Raw genomic sequence first — 18,890 nt, forward strand, 5'->3', positions numbered from 1 at the left:
ACCTTATTTATGGCTAACAAGGTTGAAATTTGTGGTGTCAACACGGCGAAACTGCCGCGCTACAAAGACAAAGAGATGATGGAAATGATCGAAAAGGTCAAGGCTGGAGATGAAGAGGTAAGGGAAGAATTTATAAAAGGGAATCTGCGTCTTGTACTTTCTGTGATCCAGAGGTTCAACAACCGGGGAGAAAACCCGGACGATCTGTTTCAGGTGGGATGCATTGGACTGATCAAAGCTCTGGATAATTTTGATACTTCCCACGGAGTCAAATTCAGCACCTATGCGGTGCCGATGATTATCGGAGAAGTGAGACGGTACTTGAGAGATAACAATAGCATCCGGGTATCCAGATCCCTGCGCGACACAGCGTACAAGGCGCTGCAGGCCAAGGAAAAATTGTCCAGGGAGCTGCAGCGGGAACCCAATGTGACGGAGATCGCCAAGGAGCTGGAAATGAAACGGGAAGATGTGGTGCTGGCTCTGGACTCGATCCAGGACCCGATTTCACTTTTCGAACCGGTCTTTCATGATAACGGCGATGCGGTCTACGTGATGGACCAGGTCAAGGACATGAAAAATACCGATGCGAAATGGATCGAAAATATTTCTCTGTCCGAAGCGATGAAAAAGCTTTCGCCCAGGGAACGGAACATTCTAACCATGCGGTTTTTCGAAGGAAAGACCCAAATGGAGGTGGCGGAAGAAATTTCAATCAGCCAGGCGCAAGTGTCCAGGCTGGAAAAGAACGCATTGAAGTACATGCGAAAATATGTGTAGAATATACCTTGTAAAGCGCCGCCCTTCTGCGGGGCGTAAAGTGTGCATAGGAGGTTTGGCCTCCATTATGCACACTTTTTTTATTCTAGGAAAGATCCATCCTACCGCCCGTGTAAAAGCGCATTTGCCTTGCCTTACACTAATTTTTGGTTTCCCCAAAATTAGTGTAACTTTCCAAGGCTTTCAGGGGTCAAATTGTGTCAAAATCCTTGAAAATTCATATTTGGGGAGATTTCAAGCCCGCAAACCCACAAAATTTACACTGTTTTTAATGAAAAACGATCGCTTTCATTATGGTAAACCAAAAAGTTCCCCTACTGCCGGACGCGCCCGCGCTGACAAACCAAAAACCCCAGGCCGCCCCTCTTGACTTACGGTGGACAAAAGGTCTATACTAAGAAAACAATTTCAGGAGGGATTTTCGATGGACGACAGAGTAAATTTACAAGAATTTTACAACGGGCTGGACATCATGTTCGAGAAAAAGAACAGTCTGGAAACAAAGCGTTATTTGGAAAGCTGGCTCAATGCAGCAGAAGAAAAAAACGACCTTTCCGGGATGACAGCGGTGGCCAACGAACTGGGCGGCCTGTGCAGAGCTGCCGGGGAGCTGGACCGGGCCAGGGAGCTTTACAAAAATGTTTTAAACAATCTGGAGCGGATGGGCCTTTCCTCTACCGAGCATTATGCGACGGCGCTCATCAATACTGGAGATGTACATATCAATGCCAGAGAGTACCCGCAGGCGCTGCAGCTGTTTTTGCAGGCAGAGCAGATTCTATTGGACTGCGGACTGGGCGGAGACTACCGAATGGCGGCTTTGTGCAACAACATCAGCGCCATTTACCGGGAGCTGGGGGAATATGCAAAAGCAGAACAAGCCTTGGACACCGCATTTCGCATTATCAAGGGGCTTCCCCAATTTAAAGGAGAGCTGGCCACGACCTACGTGAACCTGGCCGAACTGCAGATCCGCCAAAACAAACTGGAAATGGCCAAAGAGAGCCTTTTCGCCGCCTTGAAAATCTACGAGGAAAACACCGGCGGCAAAGACGTCCACTATTCCGCGGCCAACGCCAGCCTGGGGGAGGTCTTTTACTGCGAGAAAAATTATCTTCTGGCGGAAAAATATTATGCAAAGGCGCTGGAACTGATCGAACGGGATTTTGGGAAAACACCTTACTACGAGCTGATAGCCCGCAACCTTCAGCGGGTACGGGAAAACTTGCAGCAGCCCCGTTAACAGTCATACTTGCAGGCAGATGAAAACGAAAGGAACGGAGATTTATGAAAGGAATGGAACTTTCCAAAGCATATTTTGAGGAATACGGAAAACCGATGATCGAGAGCCAGTTTTTTCCATATAAAGAACAGATGGCAGCAGGTCTGGTGGGAGAAGGCTCCGAGTGTTTCGGCTATGACGACGAATTTTCCCAGGACCATGATTTCGGACCGGGTTTTTGCATCTGGCTGCCCGATCCGATCTACCGGCAGATGGGAGCACAGCTCCAGCAGGCCTATGACGCTCTGCCCAAAGAATACCGGGGTATGAGGCGTATTCAGTCGGCCCAGGGGGGCGGCCGGGTAGGCGTGTTCTCCATTGAAAGCTTTTACAGAAAATACACCGGGCTGTCTGGAGCGCCCAAGGACAATCTGGAATGGTTTCGAATACCGGAGCGTTTTTTAGCCACAGCCACCAACGGGCAGGTTTTCTTCGACCAGCCGGGAACTTTTTCACAAATTCGCAGCACGCTGAAAGGCTTTTACCCTGAGGATGTACTTAAGAAAAAGCTGGCCGCCAGAACGGTCATCATGGCCCAATCCGGTCAGTACAACTATCCCAGATGCATGAAACGGGGAGAACTCCACGCTGCCTATCTGGCCTGCGGCGAATTCGCGCGGGCGGCTCTGTCAGTGATCTATCTTTTGAACGAACAATACATGCCCTTTTATAAATGGGCCTTTCGCGGGGCGCAGGATCTGCGCATTCTGCAAAATGCCCTCCACGATCTGAAAGAGCTGGTGATGCTTAATGATGCCACAGAGCACCGCGGTAAAAAGGAATGGCTGATCGAAAACATCTGCATTGAGACGGGGCGGGAACTCAACAAACGGGGCTTTACCCGCACCACTGACAGCTTTTTGCAGAGCCACGGGCAGGAACTAATGTCCGGCATCCGTGACACCCGTTTGAAAAATCTCCATATCATGGCGGATTGCGAATTGTGAACGAACGGTTATCGGGCCTGGCCCGGAGGACATTCAAGTTAGGAGGAAGGCATGAGAGAAGAAATAAAACGAAAAAACGGTCAAAAGGATGATTTAATCAACAGCATCATCGAAGCCGAGTGGAGGATGTTCGACCAAGTCCAAAATCAGGGAGGCCGGGCAGGCTGCCAGGACGACGAATGGACTTTTTATGCCATGCGGTACAGCCTGCACAGCGCCTTGGACATGGATACACTGAAAAGCTACCGGCAGGACTTGCAGGAGGCGGACAGAGACGGACGCAACCTGCTGACAGAAAAATACGCTTATATGATGGAATTCACCGATCCGGCCTATTTTGACCATCGATTGAAGGAGCATTTGCCGCCCATTTCACCGGAAAAGGCCGATCTGGTGGACCGGATCGCCAATTTGCTGATCCGCTGTGAACAAGAGTTTGAAGCCGCCTATCCGGTTTTTGCAAAAGCGGGGAGGCCACTTACGGGAACCGATGGGAGCAATGTGTCCTTTCATGTGTATACTATCGGAGAACTAAAAACTTACTCCCAGCGGACCCTGCAGTTTTATCTGGAGGCTGTCCGCAGCGCGTGCGAAAGGAAGGAAAACGTATCCTTTCAAATCCACAAAACCACTGCGGAATTTTATGGATACAAAAGCCTGGAAGAAGCAGAAGCAAGCCTGAGAAGCAAAAGCCGTTAAGAATCTAGGAGGAAGGAATGTCTACAAAAGAACAGGAGTATTATTCCATCGGAGAAGTGAGTAAAATCTGCAACATTTCAAAAAAAGCGCTGCGCTTTTATGATAAAATCGGCATCATCTCCCCGGATAAAATTTCTGAGGAAAACAATTACCGATTTTACAGCAAAGAGACGCTGCTTTCGGTGCCGGTTATTAAATATTTCAAACAAATGGGATTTAAGCTGGAAGAGATGCGGGACTTTCTGGAGGGAAGTTCCTATCAGGCCCATGAGAAGGGATTCCGCGCAAAAATCGACGAATTGAAGTTGATGGAGGAAGAAATCCATATCGCCTATACTTCCGTGCGGGACTGGTACGATCTGGTTTTGGAAGCGGAAAGCGTTATCGAAAACGATGTTACAGAAGTCTCCATCAAATACCAGGATCCCATGACCACCTGCTACTTGGAGCAGGAGTTCAGCTATAATTATATGCAATCCGTCATCAATATTGAATGGACCAACTATTTGGAAGAAATTGACCGGGCCATAACCGGTCCAGTGATTCACTGGTTTCCCAATTACCGGGAAAAGATGGCCGAAGAGCGGACCAGGGTCCGCATCCTGCAGAAGATCATTACTGACTGCGGTGACAATCCCACCATGACTCTGGGAGGGCACATGGCGGCTTCCTGCTACCATATCGGTCCCCACGAGACAATAAACGATACATATGAGAAAATCTTTAAATGGGCCAATGCCCACGGGTACCAGTGCGCCGAGGATTCCATCGAGCGATATGTGACCGATTACTGGACCATTCGCAATGCGGAAGAATTCGTCACAGAAGTATTGATTAAAGTGACAAGATAGGCAGAGGAGGAAAAAATGGACATAAAAGATTTACTGCCCCAGGACGCGGAGGGCAGACTGCGGATCATACAAGAACTGGTCCCAGGAAAACAGATTACGCTGGCCCATGTGATCGGAGGGCCCAGACCCATTGTATATAAAAAATTAGGATTGAATCCGGAGGTGGATTTTGCCAATTCAGCCATCGGTATTCTCAACATGAGTCCGCCCGAGTCGGCGGTCATTGCCAGTGATATTTCCATCAAGGCCGGCGACGTTTATCTGGGATTTGTGGACCGGTTCAGCGGCACCCTGATTATTACCGGACGCCTGTCAGAGGTGGACACGGCCATCAATGAAATCGTGACTTACTTTCGGGACGATCTGGGCTATGCGGTCTGCGACATTACCAGAAGGTAATCCTTATGCGAAAGATTATTTTTATCGGACGCAGTGAAGCGGGTAAAACGACCCTTACACAGGCTTTGAAGGGAGAAACCATCACCTATCAAAAGACCCAGTATGTCAACAATTACGACGTGATCATCGACACGCCGGGGGAATATGCGGAAACAAAGACGTTAGGCGGCGCTCTGGCCGTCTACTCTTACGAAGCGGATGTAGTGGGACTGCTGCTCAGTTCTATTGAGCCATTTTCTCTGTATCCGCCTAATGTATGCTCCATTTGCAACCGGGAGGTGGTGGGCATCGTCACTAAGATTGAACATCCTATGGGAAGTCCCAAGCAGGCCGCCCAGTGGCTGCGCCTGGCGGGATGTGAAAAAATTTTCTTTGTCAGTGCCTACACAGGAGAAGGAATCGCGGAGCTTTTGGAGTACTTGAAGGAAGAGGGCGATGTCCTCCCCTGGGAAGAGGCCAAAGAGCAGGATGAACGTTTGTGGCAAAAAAAGGGTTCCCTTAAGGGGAATGTTTGATTTGAAAAAAATAAAGCAAAAGTTGCGGGAGCATCAAAAACGAAAAAAGAACAGGGCTGCAGCGGAATCGGACCGCCGCAGCCCTGTTCTTTTTTGGTCGGGAGCATTTATACGACGAATTTTATTAGAAAATTCAGACGATTTTTAAAAGCAAATAATTGAGTCCAAAAAACACTTTTTTGCTTTCATTCCACAATAATCTTGAACTAAAATGCTCTAATATAACAAAAAAATTTGCTATTGACATTCCTCTATAGAGTATGGGATATACTTTGAGCTGAAAGAAAGGGGTAGGGGATGACCTGTTAAGAAGTTAACGATTAGAGAGATTTTCGGATACGGTTTCGCAAAAGAAAGTTGCTGTTAGACAACCGGGTATGTGTCAGGAATAAAGGAGTAGGCATGCTGCACAAAGAATTTTTCCGCTATGTAATACCATCCATGATCGCATTTGCGTTTTCAGGGGTATATTCGATCGTCGACGGATGGTTTATTGGAAATAATATCGGCGAGGCAGGTCTGGCCGCCATCAACATCGCGTATCCAATCACGGCCTTGATTCAGGCTACGGGTACGGGAATCGGAATGGGAGGAGCCATCCTTATTTCCATCAGCAGAGGCAAGCGGGAACCGGAGGCCCAGAGAGAATATCTGGGAATTACCATGGGTCTTTTGATCGGCGTTGGTATTGTGGAACTGATCGCCATGTATGCGTTTTATCCTAATATCCTTCACTTTTTCGGAGCGTCGGGCGAGATCATGGACCTGGGCAGTGAATACATACGCTGGATTATATACGGAACGATGTTTCAGATTATTGGCACCGGGCTGGTGCCGATCGTACGAAATTACAACGGAGCGGTGATTGCCATGATTTCCATGGTACTGGGATTTGCGGCCAATGTTCTTTTAGACTGGCTGTTCATCGCTATACTGGGTTACGGAATGTTTGGCGCAGCAGCTGCTACGGTATGCGGCCAGGGGCTGGCCATCGTTCCAAGCCTGGTATTCCTCCTCAAAGAAAAAAAGTTGTTCGGCTATATGAAACGGGCTTCGGAACTGAAGAAACTCAAGGAAGTCCTGCTGGTAGGGGCATCGCCCTTTGGCCTGACCTTATCGCCCAATATTATTTTGATCATTATCAACAAGAATGCAATTATACATGGAGGAGCCGGAGCAGCGGCTTGTTATGCGGTCGTCTGCTATGTGGTATACATCGTACAGATGCTGCTGCAGGGCGTGGGAGACGGATCCCAGCCGCTGATCAGCCAATACTACGGTGTAGGAGATGAGGCTGCGGTAAAAAAATTAAGGCGCATGGCCTACGTGATGGCAGAGATTCTGGCGGCAGTATTCATGAGTCTTTTGATCGTACTGCGCAGATCAATCGCCATTTTCTTCGGAATGGGAGCACAGGGAATCGAGGATGTATCTGTGGCCCTGCCGATTTTCACCTTTGGCTTTCTCTTCATCGGCTTTTTAAGGGTGAGAACTTCCTGCTTCTATGCGGAAAACAAGAACCTGAACGCATACATCCTCATATATGGAGAGTTGGTTTTAGTGGGAATTCTGGCCAGCGCCGTACTTCCGCAGATTTTTGGGATCACCGGAGTCTGGTTCTCGGTTCCGGTTACACAGGCAATCCTGGCAGTTTTGGGGTTGATTATGAGCAGAAAGACCAGAGGTAAGAAAGAAAGAAATACTACAATGGACAATGCGGCGGAATGCTGCGATTGACGATTCCTATAAATACAGGCAGTTATTCAATTTGAATATAAAGCAGCAATTATCTTAAAGTATGAGAGGAGAAACTTATGAGTGAGAGAGCTATGAGTGCACCAGCAGGTGCTCTGGAAGCAAAACGACAAATGGAAAAGTCATTCAGAATCAAAGGTATCTTTATCGCGCTGATGTCCGGTTTCCTGTACGGAGGCTACACCGCCTTCATGACACAGGGTATGGCCACAGGCGTGTGGGCGGATTGGTACGGCCCAGCCAGCACGCTGTCCGCGTTTGCGCTGGTCTACACCCTCAGTTCCGCAGGCGCAGCTGTTAACGACATCTGCTCCGCCGTATGGTCCATCATCTATGCGGCTATCATCGGCAGACTGGGAGATTTCGGAAGATCCCTGCGTTCCAAGCCTGGTAAGATTCTGATCGTGGCAGCGATCATCGGCGGACCGCTGGCATCCACGGCTTACGTAGTAGGCCTGCAGATGGCTGGTTCCATCATCATCCCCATCGCGGCACTGAACGCGGCAATCGGAGCAATCATCGGCAGAATTATTTACAAACAAGCCCTATCCGGCGGCATGATCTGCGGTATCGTAGTCTGCTTCGGCGCTGCCGTTCTTATCGGAAGCACAGGATTTGAAGGCGGCGTTGGATTCAGCGCAACAACGATCATCGGTATCATCGCTGGTTTCTGCGCGGCACTGGGCTGGGGGATCGAAGGCGCTGTCGGCGGATACGCATGCAGCATGGTTGACTACGAAGTAGCGATCGTTATTCGTCAGTGCACATCCGGTCTGATCAACGGGGTAATCCTCGTCAGCTTCCTTTCCCTGATCGGCGGAGACGGAATCGGTTCCGGACTTGCTCTTGTGGGCCAGGCGCTGGTAGATGCTCCATCCATCTGGATGTTTGTAATCGGCGGTGTATTTGCATCCTTCTCTTTCAAGTTCTGGTACAAAGGCGCTTCCATGTGCGGCGCAGCGCTGGGCATGGGCTGCAACGGTACATATGCATTCTGGGGACCATTCTGGTGCTTCATCGTATGCGGATTGATCTTTGGTACCGAAGGCTACGCGATCCCATGGCAGGGATGGGTTGGAGCCATCGTAATGGTAATCGGTATTGTTATCCTGGCTATTTCACAGGATAGAGCATCAAGGAAGGAGGCATAAACAGTATGAAACCTTTGAACTTTGCAATATTAAAATATTTTGCGTCAGGCGTTGAAGCCTGCAGAGCAGATGTTCAGGAAGCGCTGAAGGCTGATTACAGCGGATTCCGGGCGTTCAAGGACAAACAAATGGATGAAGCGCTGATGACAGCTGCATCCAACGGCCTGATTGAAGAAAGCAGGGTCGACCTGGATGAAAAGGGTAACCTGGTTATTTATTATCGTGCCCCTCAGGACGGCATCGATGCAATAAACAGTTATATCAAAGACTAATTACATCACTAAATAAGCTGCGGGGCGGCCAAGGCTTCCCCGCAATATTACATGAAGAAGGGAGATTCTTGTTATGGCAAGATATTATGCAGAACAGGCGCTTGGCATGCTGGAGACAGTGGGAATGGTTCCTGCTCTGGAAGCATGCGACAAGATGCTGAAGGCTGCCGAGGTTGAACTGCTTTCCTATGAAAACGTAGGTTCCACCCTGGTAACCATGTTCATCAAAGGAGACGTGGCAGCTGTCAAATCTTCAATCAAGGCAGGCGCTCAGGCAGCAGAGGCCATCGGCAAACTGACTGCTACCGATGTGATTCCCCGTCCGATCAAACCCATCGGCGATGTGGTATCCATTTATGACATTGACACCCAGTGCGACGAAAAATTATTAGAACCGGGGGCTATTAAGACAGAAGCGTTGGGAATGATTGAAACCTTTGGAATCGTCTATTGTATCGAAGCGGCTGATGCTATGTGCAAGGCTGCGGACGTAGAGCTGGTAGGATTTGAAAATACCGCTTCCGGATATATCTCAGCGCTGGTAGAAGGTGACGTTGGAGCCTGCAAAACAGCAGTAGAAGCAGGAATTAAAGCAGTCGAAGAACTGGGAACCGAAGTTTACAGCTCGATTGTTATTGCAAGACCCCACGAGGATCTGAAAAAAATTACCAGCCAGTATGATATGGAAAAACTACTTCCTTATACTGAATAATAAATCGTTTCGAAAACGAGGAAAGAAAAGGAGAGATGCAAATGAATATAATTGATTACGATTTGCTCTCCATCCAAGAAGCTCGTATCCTGGCGGAGAACGCACATGAAGCACAGCAGACGCTGGCCACCTTTCCCCAGGAAAAGCTGGACGAGATCACGGAGCGCATGGCGGAAGAAATCGCCAAGCATGCCAAAGAGCTGGCCGTGATGTCCAGTGAAGAGACCGATTATGGAATATGGCAGGATAAATACATAAAAAATCGGTTTGCCTGTGAGTATCTGCCGACAAAGCTGCGGGGCATGCGGTGTGTGGGCATTATCAAGAAAGACGAAGAAAAACAGATGATGGATGTGGGCGTTCCAGTAGGAGTGATCGCATCCCTAGTTCCGGCCACCAGCCCGGTATCGACGACAATCTATACGGCGCTGGTTGCAATCAAAGCTGGAAATGCCGTGATTTTTTCACCCCATCCCAGGGCGAAAGAAACCATCGGCAAGACGCTGGACATTCTGATCCAGGCCGCCGAAGGGTACGGCCTTCCGGAAGGAGCGCTGACCTATCTGCATACGGTTACACCGGCGGGAACCATAGAGCTGATGAATCACAGATGCACATCGCTGGTCATGGATACGGGAGTACCGGGTATGCTGGATGCGGCTTACCAATCGGGAAAGCCGGTGATCTATGGAGGCACGGGCAACGGTCCTGCCTTTATCGAACGGACCGCCGACATCCGCCAGGCTGTTTCTGATATCATCGCCAGCAAGACCTTTGATAACGGCGTGGTATCCGCTGCCGAACAATCAATCGTGGTTGACAGCTGTATTGCCGGAGAAGTCAGACAGGAGCTGGTTGCAGGAGGCGCTTATTTCATGACCGATGAGGAGGCGGACCTGCTGGGACGGATGTTCTACTATCCCGACGGCAGTTCCAATCCGGAGCTGGTGGGTAAAACCGCGGCCGAGCTGGCAAAGCGGGCAGGGTTTGCGGTGCCAAATGGCACCAGGGTGCTGATTTCCCAGCAGAAATACGTATCGGAAAACAACCCTTACTCCAGAGAAAAGCTTTGCCCGGTACTGGCCTACTACATTGAAGACGACTGGATGCATGCCTGTGAGAAATGTATTGAATTGCTCCTGTCAGAGCGTCACGGACATACGCTGGTCATCCACTCCAAGGATCCGGAAGTAATCCGCCAGTTCGCCCTCAAAAAACCAGTGGGCAGAATGCTGGTGAACACGCCGGCAGTCTTCGGAAGCATGGGAGCGACCACCAATCTGTTCCCGGCTATGACCCTGGGAAGCGGATCGGCCGGCAAGGGAATCACCTCCGATAACGTTTCACCGATGAATTTGATTTATATCAGAAAAGTCGGATATGGAGTAAGGCAGATCGAAGAGATCGGCCTGGGAATTCCCCAGGGCAGCCCAGCCAAGGCGCAAAGCGCTGAAAACACAGGCACAAATAACGATGAAAGCTTGCAGGTGCTGCAGAAAATCCTGGAGGAGGCTCTGAAGAATCTGGGATAAAGCAGCAGATGCTTTGTGATAGAAATGGTTATTTTTTAGAGTATTGAAGAAAGAAGAGAGGTAAGAGTTTTGGATATTCGTGAATTTTCAAATAAGCTTGCACAAGCTACACAAAACATGTCCGATGAAGAACGCGCATCTCTGATGAAGATGTTTGAAGCCGTATCGGGCGATATTTCAAATATGACACCGGCTCAGGTTCCTCCGCAGGCGACAGGCGCAGCGAAAGCGACCGGCGATCACCCGGCTTATTATTCGTCTACAGCGGCGCCAACCACTGAGGTGGATGAAGACGGAGTACCGGTAGGTCCGACCGAACGTCTGGTAAAACTAAAGGCAAACTTCTTGGAACAGGTTCCGTCCATCACTACACATAGAGCTCGGGCCGTTACCAAAATCACCAAGGAAAACCCGGGAATGCCGAAAATCCTGCTGAGAGCAAAATGCTTCCGCTACTGCTGTGAAACGGCCCCCCTGGTTATTCAGGATAATGAGCTGATTGTCGGTGCACCCAACGGAGCACCTCGTGCAGGAGCCTTTTCCCCTGACATCGCATGGAGATGGATGGTAGATGAAATCGATACCATCGGAAAGCGTCCCCAGGACCCGTTTTACATTTCCGAAGAAGACAAGAAGTATATGAGGGAAGAACTGTTTCCGTTCTGGGAAGGAAAATCTGTCGATGAATATTGTGAGAGTCAGTACCGCGAAGCCGGCGTATGGGAACTGTCGGGAGAATCCTTTGTTTCTGACTGCTCATATCACGCAGTAAACGGCGGCGGCGACTCTAATCCTGGATACGATGTGATTCTGATGAAGAAAGGTATGCTGGATATCCAGCAGGAAGCAAGGGATCACCTGGCTCAGCTGGACTACGAGAACCCGGATGACCTGGATAAAATCTATTTCTATAAATCCGTTATCGAAACAACAGAGGGTGTTATGGCCTACGCCAGACGTATGTCACAGTATGCAGCGGAATTATCTGCAAAAGAAACCAATCCGACCAGAAAATGCGAACTGCAGAAAATTTCAGAAATCAACGCCAAAGTTCCGGCTCATAAACCGGAAACCTTCTGGGAAGCGATTCAGGCCGTATGGACGATCGAATCCCTGCTGCCGGTTGAAGAAAACCAGACCGGTATGTCTATCGGACGTGTGGACCAGTACATGTATCCATACTACAAGGCTGATATCGATTCCGGCAGGATGACCAATTACGAAGCGTTTGATCTGGCAGGCTGTATGCTGGTCAAGATGTCGGAGATGATGTGGATCACCAGCGAAGGCGGTTCCAAGTTCTTCGCAGGCTACCAGCCTTTCGTAAACATGTGCGTGGGCGGTATCACAAGAGACGGCCGGGACGCAACCAACGAACTGACCTACTTATTGATGGATGCCGTAAGACACGTAAAGATTTATCAGCCTTCGCTGGCTTGCCGTATTCATAACAAGTCACCGCAGAAATATCTAAAGAAAATCGTAGACGTTATTCGTTCCGGAATGGGATTCCCAGCCTGTCACTTCGACGATACTCATATCAAGATGATGCTGGCCAAGGGCGTTTCCATTGAGGATGCCAGAGACTACTGCCTTATGGGATGCGTTGAACCGCAGAAAGCAGGCAGACTCTATCAGTGGACGTCAACCGCCTATACTCAGTGGCCGATCTGTATTGAACTGGTGCTGAACCACGGTGTTCCGCTCTGGTATGGCAAACAAGTTACACCGGATCTGGGAGACCTGGATCAGTTCAAGACATATGAACAATTCGATGCCGCAGTAAAGGAACAGATCAAATACATAACAAAGTGGACCAGTGTGGCTACGGTTATTTCTCAGCGCGTCCACAGAGATCTGGCTCCAAAACCGCTTATGTCCATCATGTATGAAGGATGTATGGAAAAAGGTAAGGACGTTTCCTCGGGCGGTGCGATGTATAACTTCGGACCTGGCGTAATCTGGTCGGGACTGGCAACCTATACGGACGCCATGGCAGCGATTAAAAAGCTGGTATTCGATGATAAGAAATATACCCTGCAGCAGCTTAACGAAGTCCTGAAAGCGGACTTTGTAGGATATGACCAGGCCAAGGCAGACTGCCTGGCAGCGCCGAAATTCGGCAATGACGACGATTATGCCGACTTGATCGCAGCTGATCTGATCAATTTCACAGAAATGGAGCACAGAAAGTACAAGACGCTCTACTCGACTCTGAGCCACGGAACTTTGTCCATTTCCAACAACACTCCGTTTGGTCAGCTGACCGGCGCATCGGCAGGCGGAAGAGCCGCATGGTCACCGCTTTCCGACGGAATCAGCCCGACACAGGGTGCGGACTTTAAGGGTCCGACGGCCATCATCAAGTCGGTTTCCAAGATGGCCAACGATAACATGAACATCGGTCTTGTGCACAACTTCAAGCTGATGGCAGGGCTACTGGACACCCAGGAAGGGGAAAACGCCATTATCACCCTGCTGCGTACGGCATGCGCTTTTGGCAACGGCGAAATGCAGTTCAACTACATGGACAACAATACGCTGATCGATGCTCAGAAACATCCTGAGAACTATAAGGACCTGGTTGTCCGTGTAGCCGGATACAGCGCCTTCTTCACAGAGCTGTGCAAGGATGTACAGGATGAAATCATCAGCAGAACCATGCTGACAGAGCTCTAAAACAAGAAACCAAGTTGGCTTTAAACCCATATAACGCTGCCTGAGAAAGCAAATTAATTTTCAGGCAGCGGCAAACAAACCGCAAGAAGCCGAAAGCAGGAGACAGAGATGAGCGATAACAATATGAATATGATCGAAAGAAAAGCGTTCATTTTCAACAAACAAAAATATAACATGTATGACGGGCCGGGGGTCCGTACCCTGATCTTTTTCAAGGGATGCCCTCTACGCTGCAAATGGTGTTCCAACCCGGAAGGGCTGGAGAAAAAATACCAGGTCATGCTCAAGGCTGGCTCGTGCGTAGGCTGCGGTGCCTGCGTACCTGTCTGCCCGGCGGGAATACACAGCATTTCCAAGGACGGCGAGCACATCATCGATCGGAGCATCGACTGTCTGGGCTGCCGCCAGTGCGTAGATGCCTGTGCATATTCGGCTTTGACCATCGCCGGTGAGCAGCATACGATTTCCGAGCTCCTGGAATATGTCGAGGAAGACCGAGCTTTCTACGAACAGTCGGGAGGAGGCGTCACCTTAGGAGGCGGGGAAGTCACTTCTCAGCCGGAGGCAGCGGCAAATCTGCTGATGGCCTGTAAACAGATGGGAATCAATACGGCGATTGAGACCTGCGGTTATGCGAAAAAAGAGAACCTTTTTAAAATCGCCGAGTTTGTGGATTTGTTTCTCTTCGATATGAAGCACATCGATCCGGACCGGCATTTCGAGCTGACCGGCGTGCGCAATGAAATGATTCTGGAGAACTTAAAAGAACTTCTTCACAAACGATATAACATAAAAATCAGAATGCCCATGTTGAAAGGCATCAACGACAGTGAAGCGGAAATACGCGGCGTGATCGAATTTTTGATGCCCTACAGGGATTATAAAAACTTTAAAGGAATCGACCTGCTGCCTTATCACAAGCTGGGAGTCAACAAGTACAAACAGCTGGGCATGGATTATCCCATTGACGGAGACCCAAGCCTTACCGATGAGGACCTGGACAGGATCGAAGGCTGGATCAAAGAGTATGATTTTCCGGTTTCAATCATCAGACATTAGAAACCCGGCAGAAAGGCAAAACTTATGGGAATTATGAATGAAAAAGCGATGGAACGCATCATACAAGAATCGGTGCCCGGTAAACAGGTCACCATTGCCCATGTCATCGCCTCCCCCATGTCCGACATTTACGAGCGGCTTGGGATCGACGACAGGGGCGCCATCGGAATTTTAACTTTGTCCCCCTATGAGACCGCCATTATCGCGGCCGACATTGCCACCAAAACTGCTGACGTGGAAATCGGATTTTTGGACCGTTTTACAGGGTCCGTGGTCATTTCCGGAGACGTGCAGAGCGTGGAGACCGCCCTCAAGGCTGTCACCGAAACCTTCTGCAGTCTGCTGGATTTTACCACCGTACCAATTACACGAACATGAGAAAAAAGCGAATTATGGTGGTCGGACCCAAGGGCTGCGGCAAGACGACGCTTGTCAATGCCATCAACGATTACGACGGGCCGCTTCGGCGGACGCAGGACACGATCTACGGGCCCAATACCATCGACGTACCCAGCGCGTATATTGAAAACGCCTGGATGTACAAACATATGATTGCTTTGGCGCAGGACGCATGGTGCATGCTGGCGCTGGTGGACCAGTCCAGATGTGCGGAGGTTTACTCCCACGGATTTGCAAGAGCCTTTCGATGCCCGGTAATCGGGATCATCAGCAAGAGCGACCTTGCTCCGGAGAACGAAACCGTCTGTATCCGGCAGCTGAAGATGATCGGAGCAGCAGAACCTTATTTTAAGGTCAGTGTTCCAAATGGAACAGGCATTGAAGAATTAAAACGTTATTTATCAGAGTTAAAAGAAAGGTAAGGGGTCTATCATGAAGTTCATAACCGAAGAAGACTTGCGGGATTTGTATAGAAAACAGCCCTTTACAAATTACGACCTTTCGCCCGGAGAAAGGCTGACGCCGGGAGCAAGACAGTTCCTGGTGGACCGGGGCATCAACATGTATGACCCATCGGATCCTTTCATAAGCGGCAAAGGAAAAGAAACTCCGCCGCCTGGAGAAAAAAAGGCGGAGGCACCGGCGGGAGACGGACGCCAAAAGAGGAAATTCTGCAGCAGGATGAAATCCATGCAGGCATTGTTTCTCCTCACGGCAGAAGAGCTCCTGGAAAAGGATGTCTGCGTATCTCAGCAGCTGACGGAGCTTTATCGCCAGTTCGCCTGCCTGGGCAGCGCCGCTGATGGCAAATGCGAGGCAAAGGACTTGTGCCTGAGCCCTTGCAGCGGCATAGACAGCGGAAATTTCTCCCAGAACCTGGGCGACTGCTTTGAAATCACAGAGTTTCACATGCAGATGGAGAAAGGACGCGAAATGCTCCTACTTCACAGATTGCGCAGTGAGCTTGCCCAGCTGGACGCGGATCTGCCGGATTTCCTGGACACCCAGCTTTCAGACCAGGTTTCAGGAAAGCTTAATCAGATTATCAACCGCCTGTCGCAGATGATATGCGGTGCGCTTGGAGGTAAAGAATGTCAGAGAAGCATGTAACCTTTGATTACTGCGATCAGATGGTCGCAGATTTTGAAAAGGTCATCGATCGTCCAATCAGAGAAAAATCCTCCGTCTATTATACGGGAGTGGATCTGGGAACGGCCTGCGTAGTGGTCGCAGTGCTGGATGAGAACAAGCGGCCGGTAGCCGGAGCCTATCGCTATGCGGACGTTGTCCGCGACGGCATGGTAGTGGACTACATCGGCGCCGTACAGATCGTCCGCGAGCTGAAGGAAGAAATCGAAGAAAAACTGGATACCGAACTGATCTACGCCGCGGGAGCCATTCCGCCGGGGACCGATCTGCTGGATTCGGGAGCTGTGAAAAACGTCATTCAGGGAGCCGGATTTGAACTGACCAACATGCTGGATGAATCCACGGCAGCCAACGAAGTGCTGAAAATGAAAAATGGCGCTGTGGTGGATATCGGCGGCGGCACCACCGGTATTTCCATCCTCAGGGATGGCAAAGTGGTGTACATAGCCGATGAGCCTACGGGCGGAACCCACTTTTCCCTGGTCATCTCAGGAGCTTACGGCAAATCCTTTGACGAGGCGGAGCTCTACAAGCGGGATGAAAAGAATCACAGGGAGCTGATTCCGGTCTTGCAGCCGGTGATCGAAAAGGTTTCATCGATTATTTCCCAGCACATCAAGGACTACGATGTACAGGAGCTTTCTCTAGTAGGCGGAACCTGCTGTCTGACTGGCATTGAAGATATCATAGAGAAAAAAACCGGGGTTTACACCCACAAACCAAAAAATCCGATGTTTGTAACGCCGCTGGGCATTGCCTTAAGCTGCAAACAGGAGGAAATGTAAGCAGGAGGCTGACGATGGAAATCAGAATCATAAAATCCCCATCACAAGGTACCATCGACATTCTGATGCGCAGAAAGGGATCGGGGAAAACCCAGATGCCCGAGTGCGTCGATGCCATCGGTCTGGTGCAGGGACGTATGATTGAAATGGTCTGCGCCGCGGATGTGGCGGAAAAGGCCGTCGGCGTTACTGTGGAAGATATCCGGGGCAGTTGTCCCCAGAACATGATTTTGCTGGCGATCTTCGGTGACACGGCTTCGGTGGAATCGGCGCTGTCCGAGATCAAACGCAAAGCAGAGGAAGGTAAGGATATATGTTAACAGCAAGACTGGTGGACCACATCTGGTCCACGAGAAAGGCAGACTCACTCAATGGTCTCAAACTGATGCAGGCTGAAATCATCGGCGGCGGCTCGGATGCGGGGCGCAGGATCATCGTAGTGGATATCATAAGCGCAGGCATAGGAGACCGGGTGATCGTAACCACAGGCTCTTCGGCCCGGCGCATGCTGGGAGATGACGATATCCCGGTGGACGCAGTCGTAGTCGGCATCATAGATGAGGACTGCAGCTTTGAATAAAGGGGAGGTGCAAGAATGAGTCTTCTAGAGCAGATCAAGGATGCCGGTATTATCGGAGCGGGCGGAGCGGGATTCCCAACCCACGCAAAACTCACGTCCAAAGCCGATTACATCCTTCTCAACGGGGCTGAATGCGAGCCGCTTTTGCGGGTAGACCAGCAGTTGATGGCAGACTATCCCGATGAAATTATCAAAGGATTTGAAGCAGCCGGCAGACTGGTGAGCGCAAAAAAAGCGCTGATCGGAATTAAAAAGAAACACGGAAAGGTGATCGCGCTCTTAAAGGAACGGATACAGGTGCTGGGAGTCGGAGACTTCGTGGAAGTCAGCGAGCTTCCCGATATCTATCCGGCGGGTGACGAGCAGGTGCTGGTTTATCAGCTCACCGGCAGAGTCGTTCCCGAAACCGGCATTCCCATTCAGGTGGGATGCGTGGTTGTCAATTCCGAGACAGCGCTGAATATTTTCAAGGCTTCTCAGGGGCAGCCGGTCACAGAAAAATATATCACAGTAGCCGGAGACGTACCAAACCGAGTGACGGTGAAGGTGCCGGTGGGCACACCCATTATCGATGTGCTGAGACTTTCCGGCATCGAAGATTTTACCGATTACGCGGTCATTGACGGAGGCCCGATGATGGGGCCGGTGATGACGGATATCGGCGGATTTATCACTAAGAAAAACAAGGGCTTCGTGGTCCTGAAAAAAGATCACTTCCTGATCCGCAAAAAATCAGTTACGCCTGATCAGGCCAGGAGAGTGAATAAAGCCACTTGTGAACAGTGCCGGATGTGTACGGACCTTTGTCCCAGATATCTGCTGGGACACAATATGCAGCCTCATAAGATCATGCGGGTTTTGAACTACTCCATCGATGATCTGGAAGGGCAGAAAATGGCCCAGCTGTGCTGCCAGTGCAACTTGTGCGAACTGTTCTCCTGTCCGGCGGGACTCCATCCCAAGATGGCCAACCTGCATTTCAAGGATATGATGGCGGAACAGAAGATCAAGTATACGCCGGATAAGACGGAATTTGAAGCAAGGTCCATCCGCAATTACCGGCTGGTGCCAAGCAAGCGGCTGATCGCAAGGCTTGGACTCAGAAACTTCGACCTTCCGGCTCCCATGGCGGAGGCAGGGATTGTTCCTCAGATGATCCGAATCGCAACCAGACAACACGTTGGTGCTCCGGCAGAACCCATCGTTGCGCCGGGAACCCGCGTAGAGGCCGGTCAGATGATCGGAAAAATTCCGGAAGGCGCGCTGTCCGCTGCCATTCACAGCAGCATTTCGGGGGTTGTTTCGGAAGTAACTGCCGATTATATCGAGATAAGGAGGAACTGA

Annotated in this window: 22 protein-coding genes and 1 pseudogene; all 23 read left to right on the forward strand. The window is 50.1% G+C overall.

Going from position 1 to position 18,890, the window contains the following annotated elements; genetic code table 11:
- Positions 1-9 precede the first annotated feature (9 nt).
- The 23 genes and pseudogenes from sigG (at position 10) to NIA71_RS18395 (ending at position 18,890) form a co-directional block, all read left to right on the forward strand.
- Positions 10-780, forward strand: coding sequence for an RNA polymerase sporulation sigma factor SigG (sigG, locus tag NIA71_RS18285; protein ID WP_148395603.1), 771 nt, complete (start codon positions 10-12; stop codon positions 778-780).
- 67 nt (positions 781-847) lie between these two features.
- Positions 848-1,150 carry a hypothetical protein gene (locus tag NIA71_RS18290; protein ID WP_148395604.1) on the forward strand — a complete coding sequence of 101 codons (303 nt, stop codon included), beginning with the start codon at positions 848-850 and terminating at the stop codon, positions 1,148-1,150.
- Between the two features lie 54 nt (positions 1,151-1,204).
- On the forward strand, positions 1,205-2,023 hold the full coding sequence (locus NIA71_RS18295; protein WP_253021159.1) for a tetratricopeptide repeat protein: 819 nt from the start codon (positions 1,205-1,207) through the stop codon (positions 2,021-2,023).
- A gap of 44 nt (positions 2,024-2,067) precedes the next feature.
- On the forward strand, positions 2,068-3,009 hold the full coding sequence (locus tag NIA71_RS18300) for a DUF4037 domain-containing protein (RefSeq protein ID WP_148395606.1): 942 nt from the start codon (positions 2,068-2,070) through the stop codon (positions 3,007-3,009).
- A 51-nt stretch (positions 3,010-3,060) separates the two neighbouring features.
- The gene (locus tag NIA71_RS18305; RefSeq protein ID WP_253021160.1) at positions 3,061-3,708 is read left to right on the forward strand and encodes a DUF4125 family protein; all 648 of its coding nucleotides are present in this window, start codon (positions 3,061-3,063) and stop codon (positions 3,706-3,708) included.
- Between the two features lie 17 nt (positions 3,709-3,725).
- A complete protein-coding gene (locus tag NIA71_RS18310; protein ID WP_148395608.1) occupies positions 3,726-4,559 on the forward strand; it encodes a MerR family transcriptional regulator in 834 nt (277 codons plus the stop codon).
- Between the two features lie 15 nt (positions 4,560-4,574).
- Positions 4,575-4,958, forward strand: coding sequence for a BMC domain-containing protein (locus tag NIA71_RS18315; protein ID WP_148395609.1), 384 nt, complete (start codon positions 4,575-4,577; stop codon positions 4,956-4,958).
- A 5-nt stretch (positions 4,959-4,963) separates the two neighbouring features.
- On the forward strand, positions 4,964-5,473 hold the full coding sequence (locus tag NIA71_RS18320) for a EutP/PduV family microcompartment system protein (protein WP_148395610.1): 510 nt from the start codon (positions 4,964-4,966) through the stop codon (positions 5,471-5,473).
- Positions 5,474-5,875: 402 nt separating this feature from the next.
- Entirely contained in the window at positions 5,876-7,210 is a 1,335-nt protein-coding gene (locus NIA71_RS18325) for an MATE family efflux transporter (RefSeq protein ID WP_148395611.1), read from the forward strand.
- Positions 7,211-7,287: 77 nt separating this feature from the next.
- Entirely contained in the window at positions 7,288-8,379 is a 1,092-nt protein-coding gene (locus tag NIA71_RS18330; RefSeq protein ID WP_148395612.1) for a hypothetical protein, read from the forward strand.
- A gap of 5 nt (positions 8,380-8,384) precedes the next feature.
- Complete coding sequence (locus tag NIA71_RS18335; protein ID WP_148395613.1) at positions 8,385-8,651, forward strand: hypothetical protein; 267 nt, start codon at positions 8,385-8,387, stop codon at positions 8,649-8,651.
- Positions 8,652-8,724: 73 nt separating this feature from the next.
- Positions 8,725-9,021 (forward strand): annotated as a pseudogene (locus NIA71_RS18340) (BMC domain-containing protein); the annotation flags it as partial.
- Between the two features lie 54 nt (positions 9,022-9,075).
- The gene (locus tag NIA71_RS18345) at positions 9,076-9,363 is read left to right on the forward strand and encodes a BMC domain-containing protein (protein ID WP_265333430.1); all 288 of its coding nucleotides are present in this window, start codon (positions 9,076-9,078) and stop codon (positions 9,361-9,363) included.
- Between the two features lie 41 nt (positions 9,364-9,404).
- Positions 9,405-10,895, forward strand: a complete 1,491-nt coding sequence (locus NIA71_RS18350) for an aldehyde dehydrogenase family protein (protein ID WP_227754755.1) — start codon at positions 9,405-9,407, stop codon at positions 10,893-10,895.
- Between the two features lie 69 nt (positions 10,896-10,964).
- Entirely contained in the window at positions 10,965-13,574 is a 2,610-nt protein-coding gene (cutC, locus tag NIA71_RS18355; protein WP_253021161.1) for a choline trimethylamine-lyase, read from the forward strand.
- 108 nt (positions 13,575-13,682) lie between these two features.
- A complete protein-coding gene (gene cutD, locus NIA71_RS18360; protein WP_148395617.1) occupies positions 13,683-14,633 on the forward strand; it encodes a choline TMA-lyase-activating enzyme in 951 nt (316 codons plus the stop codon).
- Between the two features lie 24 nt (positions 14,634-14,657).
- Positions 14,658-15,011: an ethanolamine utilization microcompartment protein EutS gene (gene eutS / locus NIA71_RS18365; RefSeq protein WP_253021162.1), complete on the forward strand. Its 354-nt coding sequence runs from the start codon at positions 14,658-14,660 to the stop codon at positions 15,009-15,011.
- Positions 15,008-15,454, forward strand: a complete 447-nt coding sequence (locus NIA71_RS18370) for a EutP/PduV family microcompartment system protein (protein WP_227754753.1) — start codon at positions 15,008-15,010, stop codon at positions 15,452-15,454. The genes eutS and NIA71_RS18370 overlap by 4 nt, the downstream gene beginning before the upstream one ends.
- Before the next feature lie 10 nt (positions 15,455-15,464).
- A complete protein-coding gene (locus NIA71_RS18375) occupies positions 15,465-16,142 on the forward strand; it encodes a hypothetical protein (RefSeq protein ID WP_227754752.1) in 678 nt (225 codons plus the stop codon).
- Positions 16,124-16,966, forward strand: coding sequence for an ethanolamine utilization protein EutJ (eutJ, locus tag NIA71_RS18380; protein WP_148395621.1), 843 nt, complete (start codon positions 16,124-16,126; stop codon positions 16,964-16,966). Before NIA71_RS18375 ends, eutJ begins: the two co-directional genes overlap by 19 nt.
- A 14-nt stretch (positions 16,967-16,980) precedes the next feature.
- Positions 16,981-17,286 (forward strand): BMC domain-containing protein, encoded by a 306-nt coding sequence (locus NIA71_RS18385; RefSeq protein ID WP_148395622.1) that lies wholly within the window; start codon positions 16,981-16,983, stop codon positions 17,284-17,286.
- Positions 17,280-17,546: a EutN/CcmL family microcompartment protein gene (locus tag NIA71_RS18390; protein WP_148395623.1), complete on the forward strand. Its 267-nt coding sequence runs from the start codon at positions 17,280-17,282 to the stop codon at positions 17,544-17,546. The genes NIA71_RS18385 and NIA71_RS18390 overlap by 7 nt, the downstream gene beginning before the upstream one ends.
- 15 nt (positions 17,547-17,561) lie before the next feature.
- Positions 17,562-18,890 carry a 4Fe-4S dicluster domain-containing protein gene (locus tag NIA71_RS18395; RefSeq protein ID WP_148395624.1) on the forward strand — a complete coding sequence of 443 codons (1,329 nt, stop codon included), beginning with the start codon at positions 17,562-17,564 and terminating at the stop codon, positions 18,888-18,890.

The organism is Ihubacter massiliensis, from assembly GCF_024125305.1.
Classification (GTDB): Bacteria; Bacillota; Clostridia; order Peptostreptococcales; family Anaerovoracaceae; genus Hominibacterium; species Hominibacterium faecale.

Coding starts and splice junctions, on each gene's coding strand:
- NIA71_RS18390 (WP_148395623.1), top strand. CDS start 17,280: ATGTTAACAGCAAGACTGGTGGACCACATCTGGTCCACGAGAAAGGCA.
- NIA71_RS18395 (WP_148395624.1), top strand. CDS start 17,562: ATGAGTCTTCTAGAGCAGATCAAGGATGCCGGTATTATCGGAGCGGGC.
- NIA71_RS18305 (WP_253021160.1), top strand. CDS start 3,061: ATGAGAGAAGAAATAAAACGAAAAAACGGTCAAAAGGATGATTTAATC.
- NIA71_RS18350 (WP_227754755.1), top strand. CDS start 9,405: ATGAATATAATTGATTACGATTTGCTCTCCATCCAAGAAGCTCGTATC.
- NIA71_RS18385 (WP_148395622.1), top strand. CDS start 16,981: ATGGAAATCAGAATCATAAAATCCCCATCACAAGGTACCATCGACATT.
- NIA71_RS18370 (WP_227754753.1), top strand. CDS start 15,008: ATGAGAAAAAAGCGAATTATGGTGGTCGGACCCAAGGGCTGCGGCAAG.
- NIA71_RS18330 (WP_148395612.1), top strand. CDS start 7,288: ATGAGTGAGAGAGCTATGAGTGCACCAGCAGGTGCTCTGGAAGCAAAA.
- eutS (WP_253021162.1), top strand. CDS start 14,658: ATGGGAATTATGAATGAAAAAGCGATGGAACGCATCATACAAGAATCG.
- NIA71_RS18295 (WP_253021159.1), top strand. CDS start 1,205: ATGGACGACAGAGTAAATTTACAAGAATTTTACAACGGGCTGGACATC.
- eutJ (WP_148395621.1), top strand. CDS start 16,124: ATGTCAGAGAAGCATGTAACCTTTGATTACTGCGATCAGATGGTCGCA.
- cutD (WP_148395617.1), top strand. CDS start 13,683: ATGAGCGATAACAATATGAATATGATCGAAAGAAAAGCGTTCATTTTC.
- NIA71_RS18325 (WP_148395611.1), top strand. CDS start 5,876: ATGCTGCACAAAGAATTTTTCCGCTATGTAATACCATCCATGATCGCA.
- sigG (WP_148395603.1), top strand. CDS start 10: ATGGCTAACAAGGTTGAAATTTGTGGTGTCAACACGGCGAAACTGCCG.
- NIA71_RS18375 (WP_227754752.1), top strand. CDS start 15,465: ATGAAGTTCATAACCGAAGAAGACTTGCGGGATTTGTATAGAAAACAG.
- NIA71_RS18335 (WP_148395613.1), top strand. CDS start 8,385: ATGAAACCTTTGAACTTTGCAATATTAAAATATTTTGCGTCAGGCGTT.
- NIA71_RS18345 (WP_265333430.1), top strand. CDS start 9,076: ATGATTGAAACCTTTGGAATCGTCTATTGTATCGAAGCGGCTGATGCT.
- NIA71_RS18290 (WP_148395604.1), top strand. CDS start 848: ATGCACACTTTTTTTATTCTAGGAAAGATCCATCCTACCGCCCGTGTA.
- NIA71_RS18315 (WP_148395609.1), top strand. CDS start 4,575: ATGGACATAAAAGATTTACTGCCCCAGGACGCGGAGGGCAGACTGCGG.
- NIA71_RS18310 (WP_148395608.1), top strand. CDS start 3,726: ATGTCTACAAAAGAACAGGAGTATTATTCCATCGGAGAAGTGAGTAAA.
- NIA71_RS18320 (WP_148395610.1), top strand. CDS start 4,964: ATGCGAAAGATTATTTTTATCGGACGCAGTGAAGCGGGTAAAACGACC.
- NIA71_RS18300 (WP_148395606.1), top strand. CDS start 2,068: ATGAAAGGAATGGAACTTTCCAAAGCATATTTTGAGGAATACGGAAAA.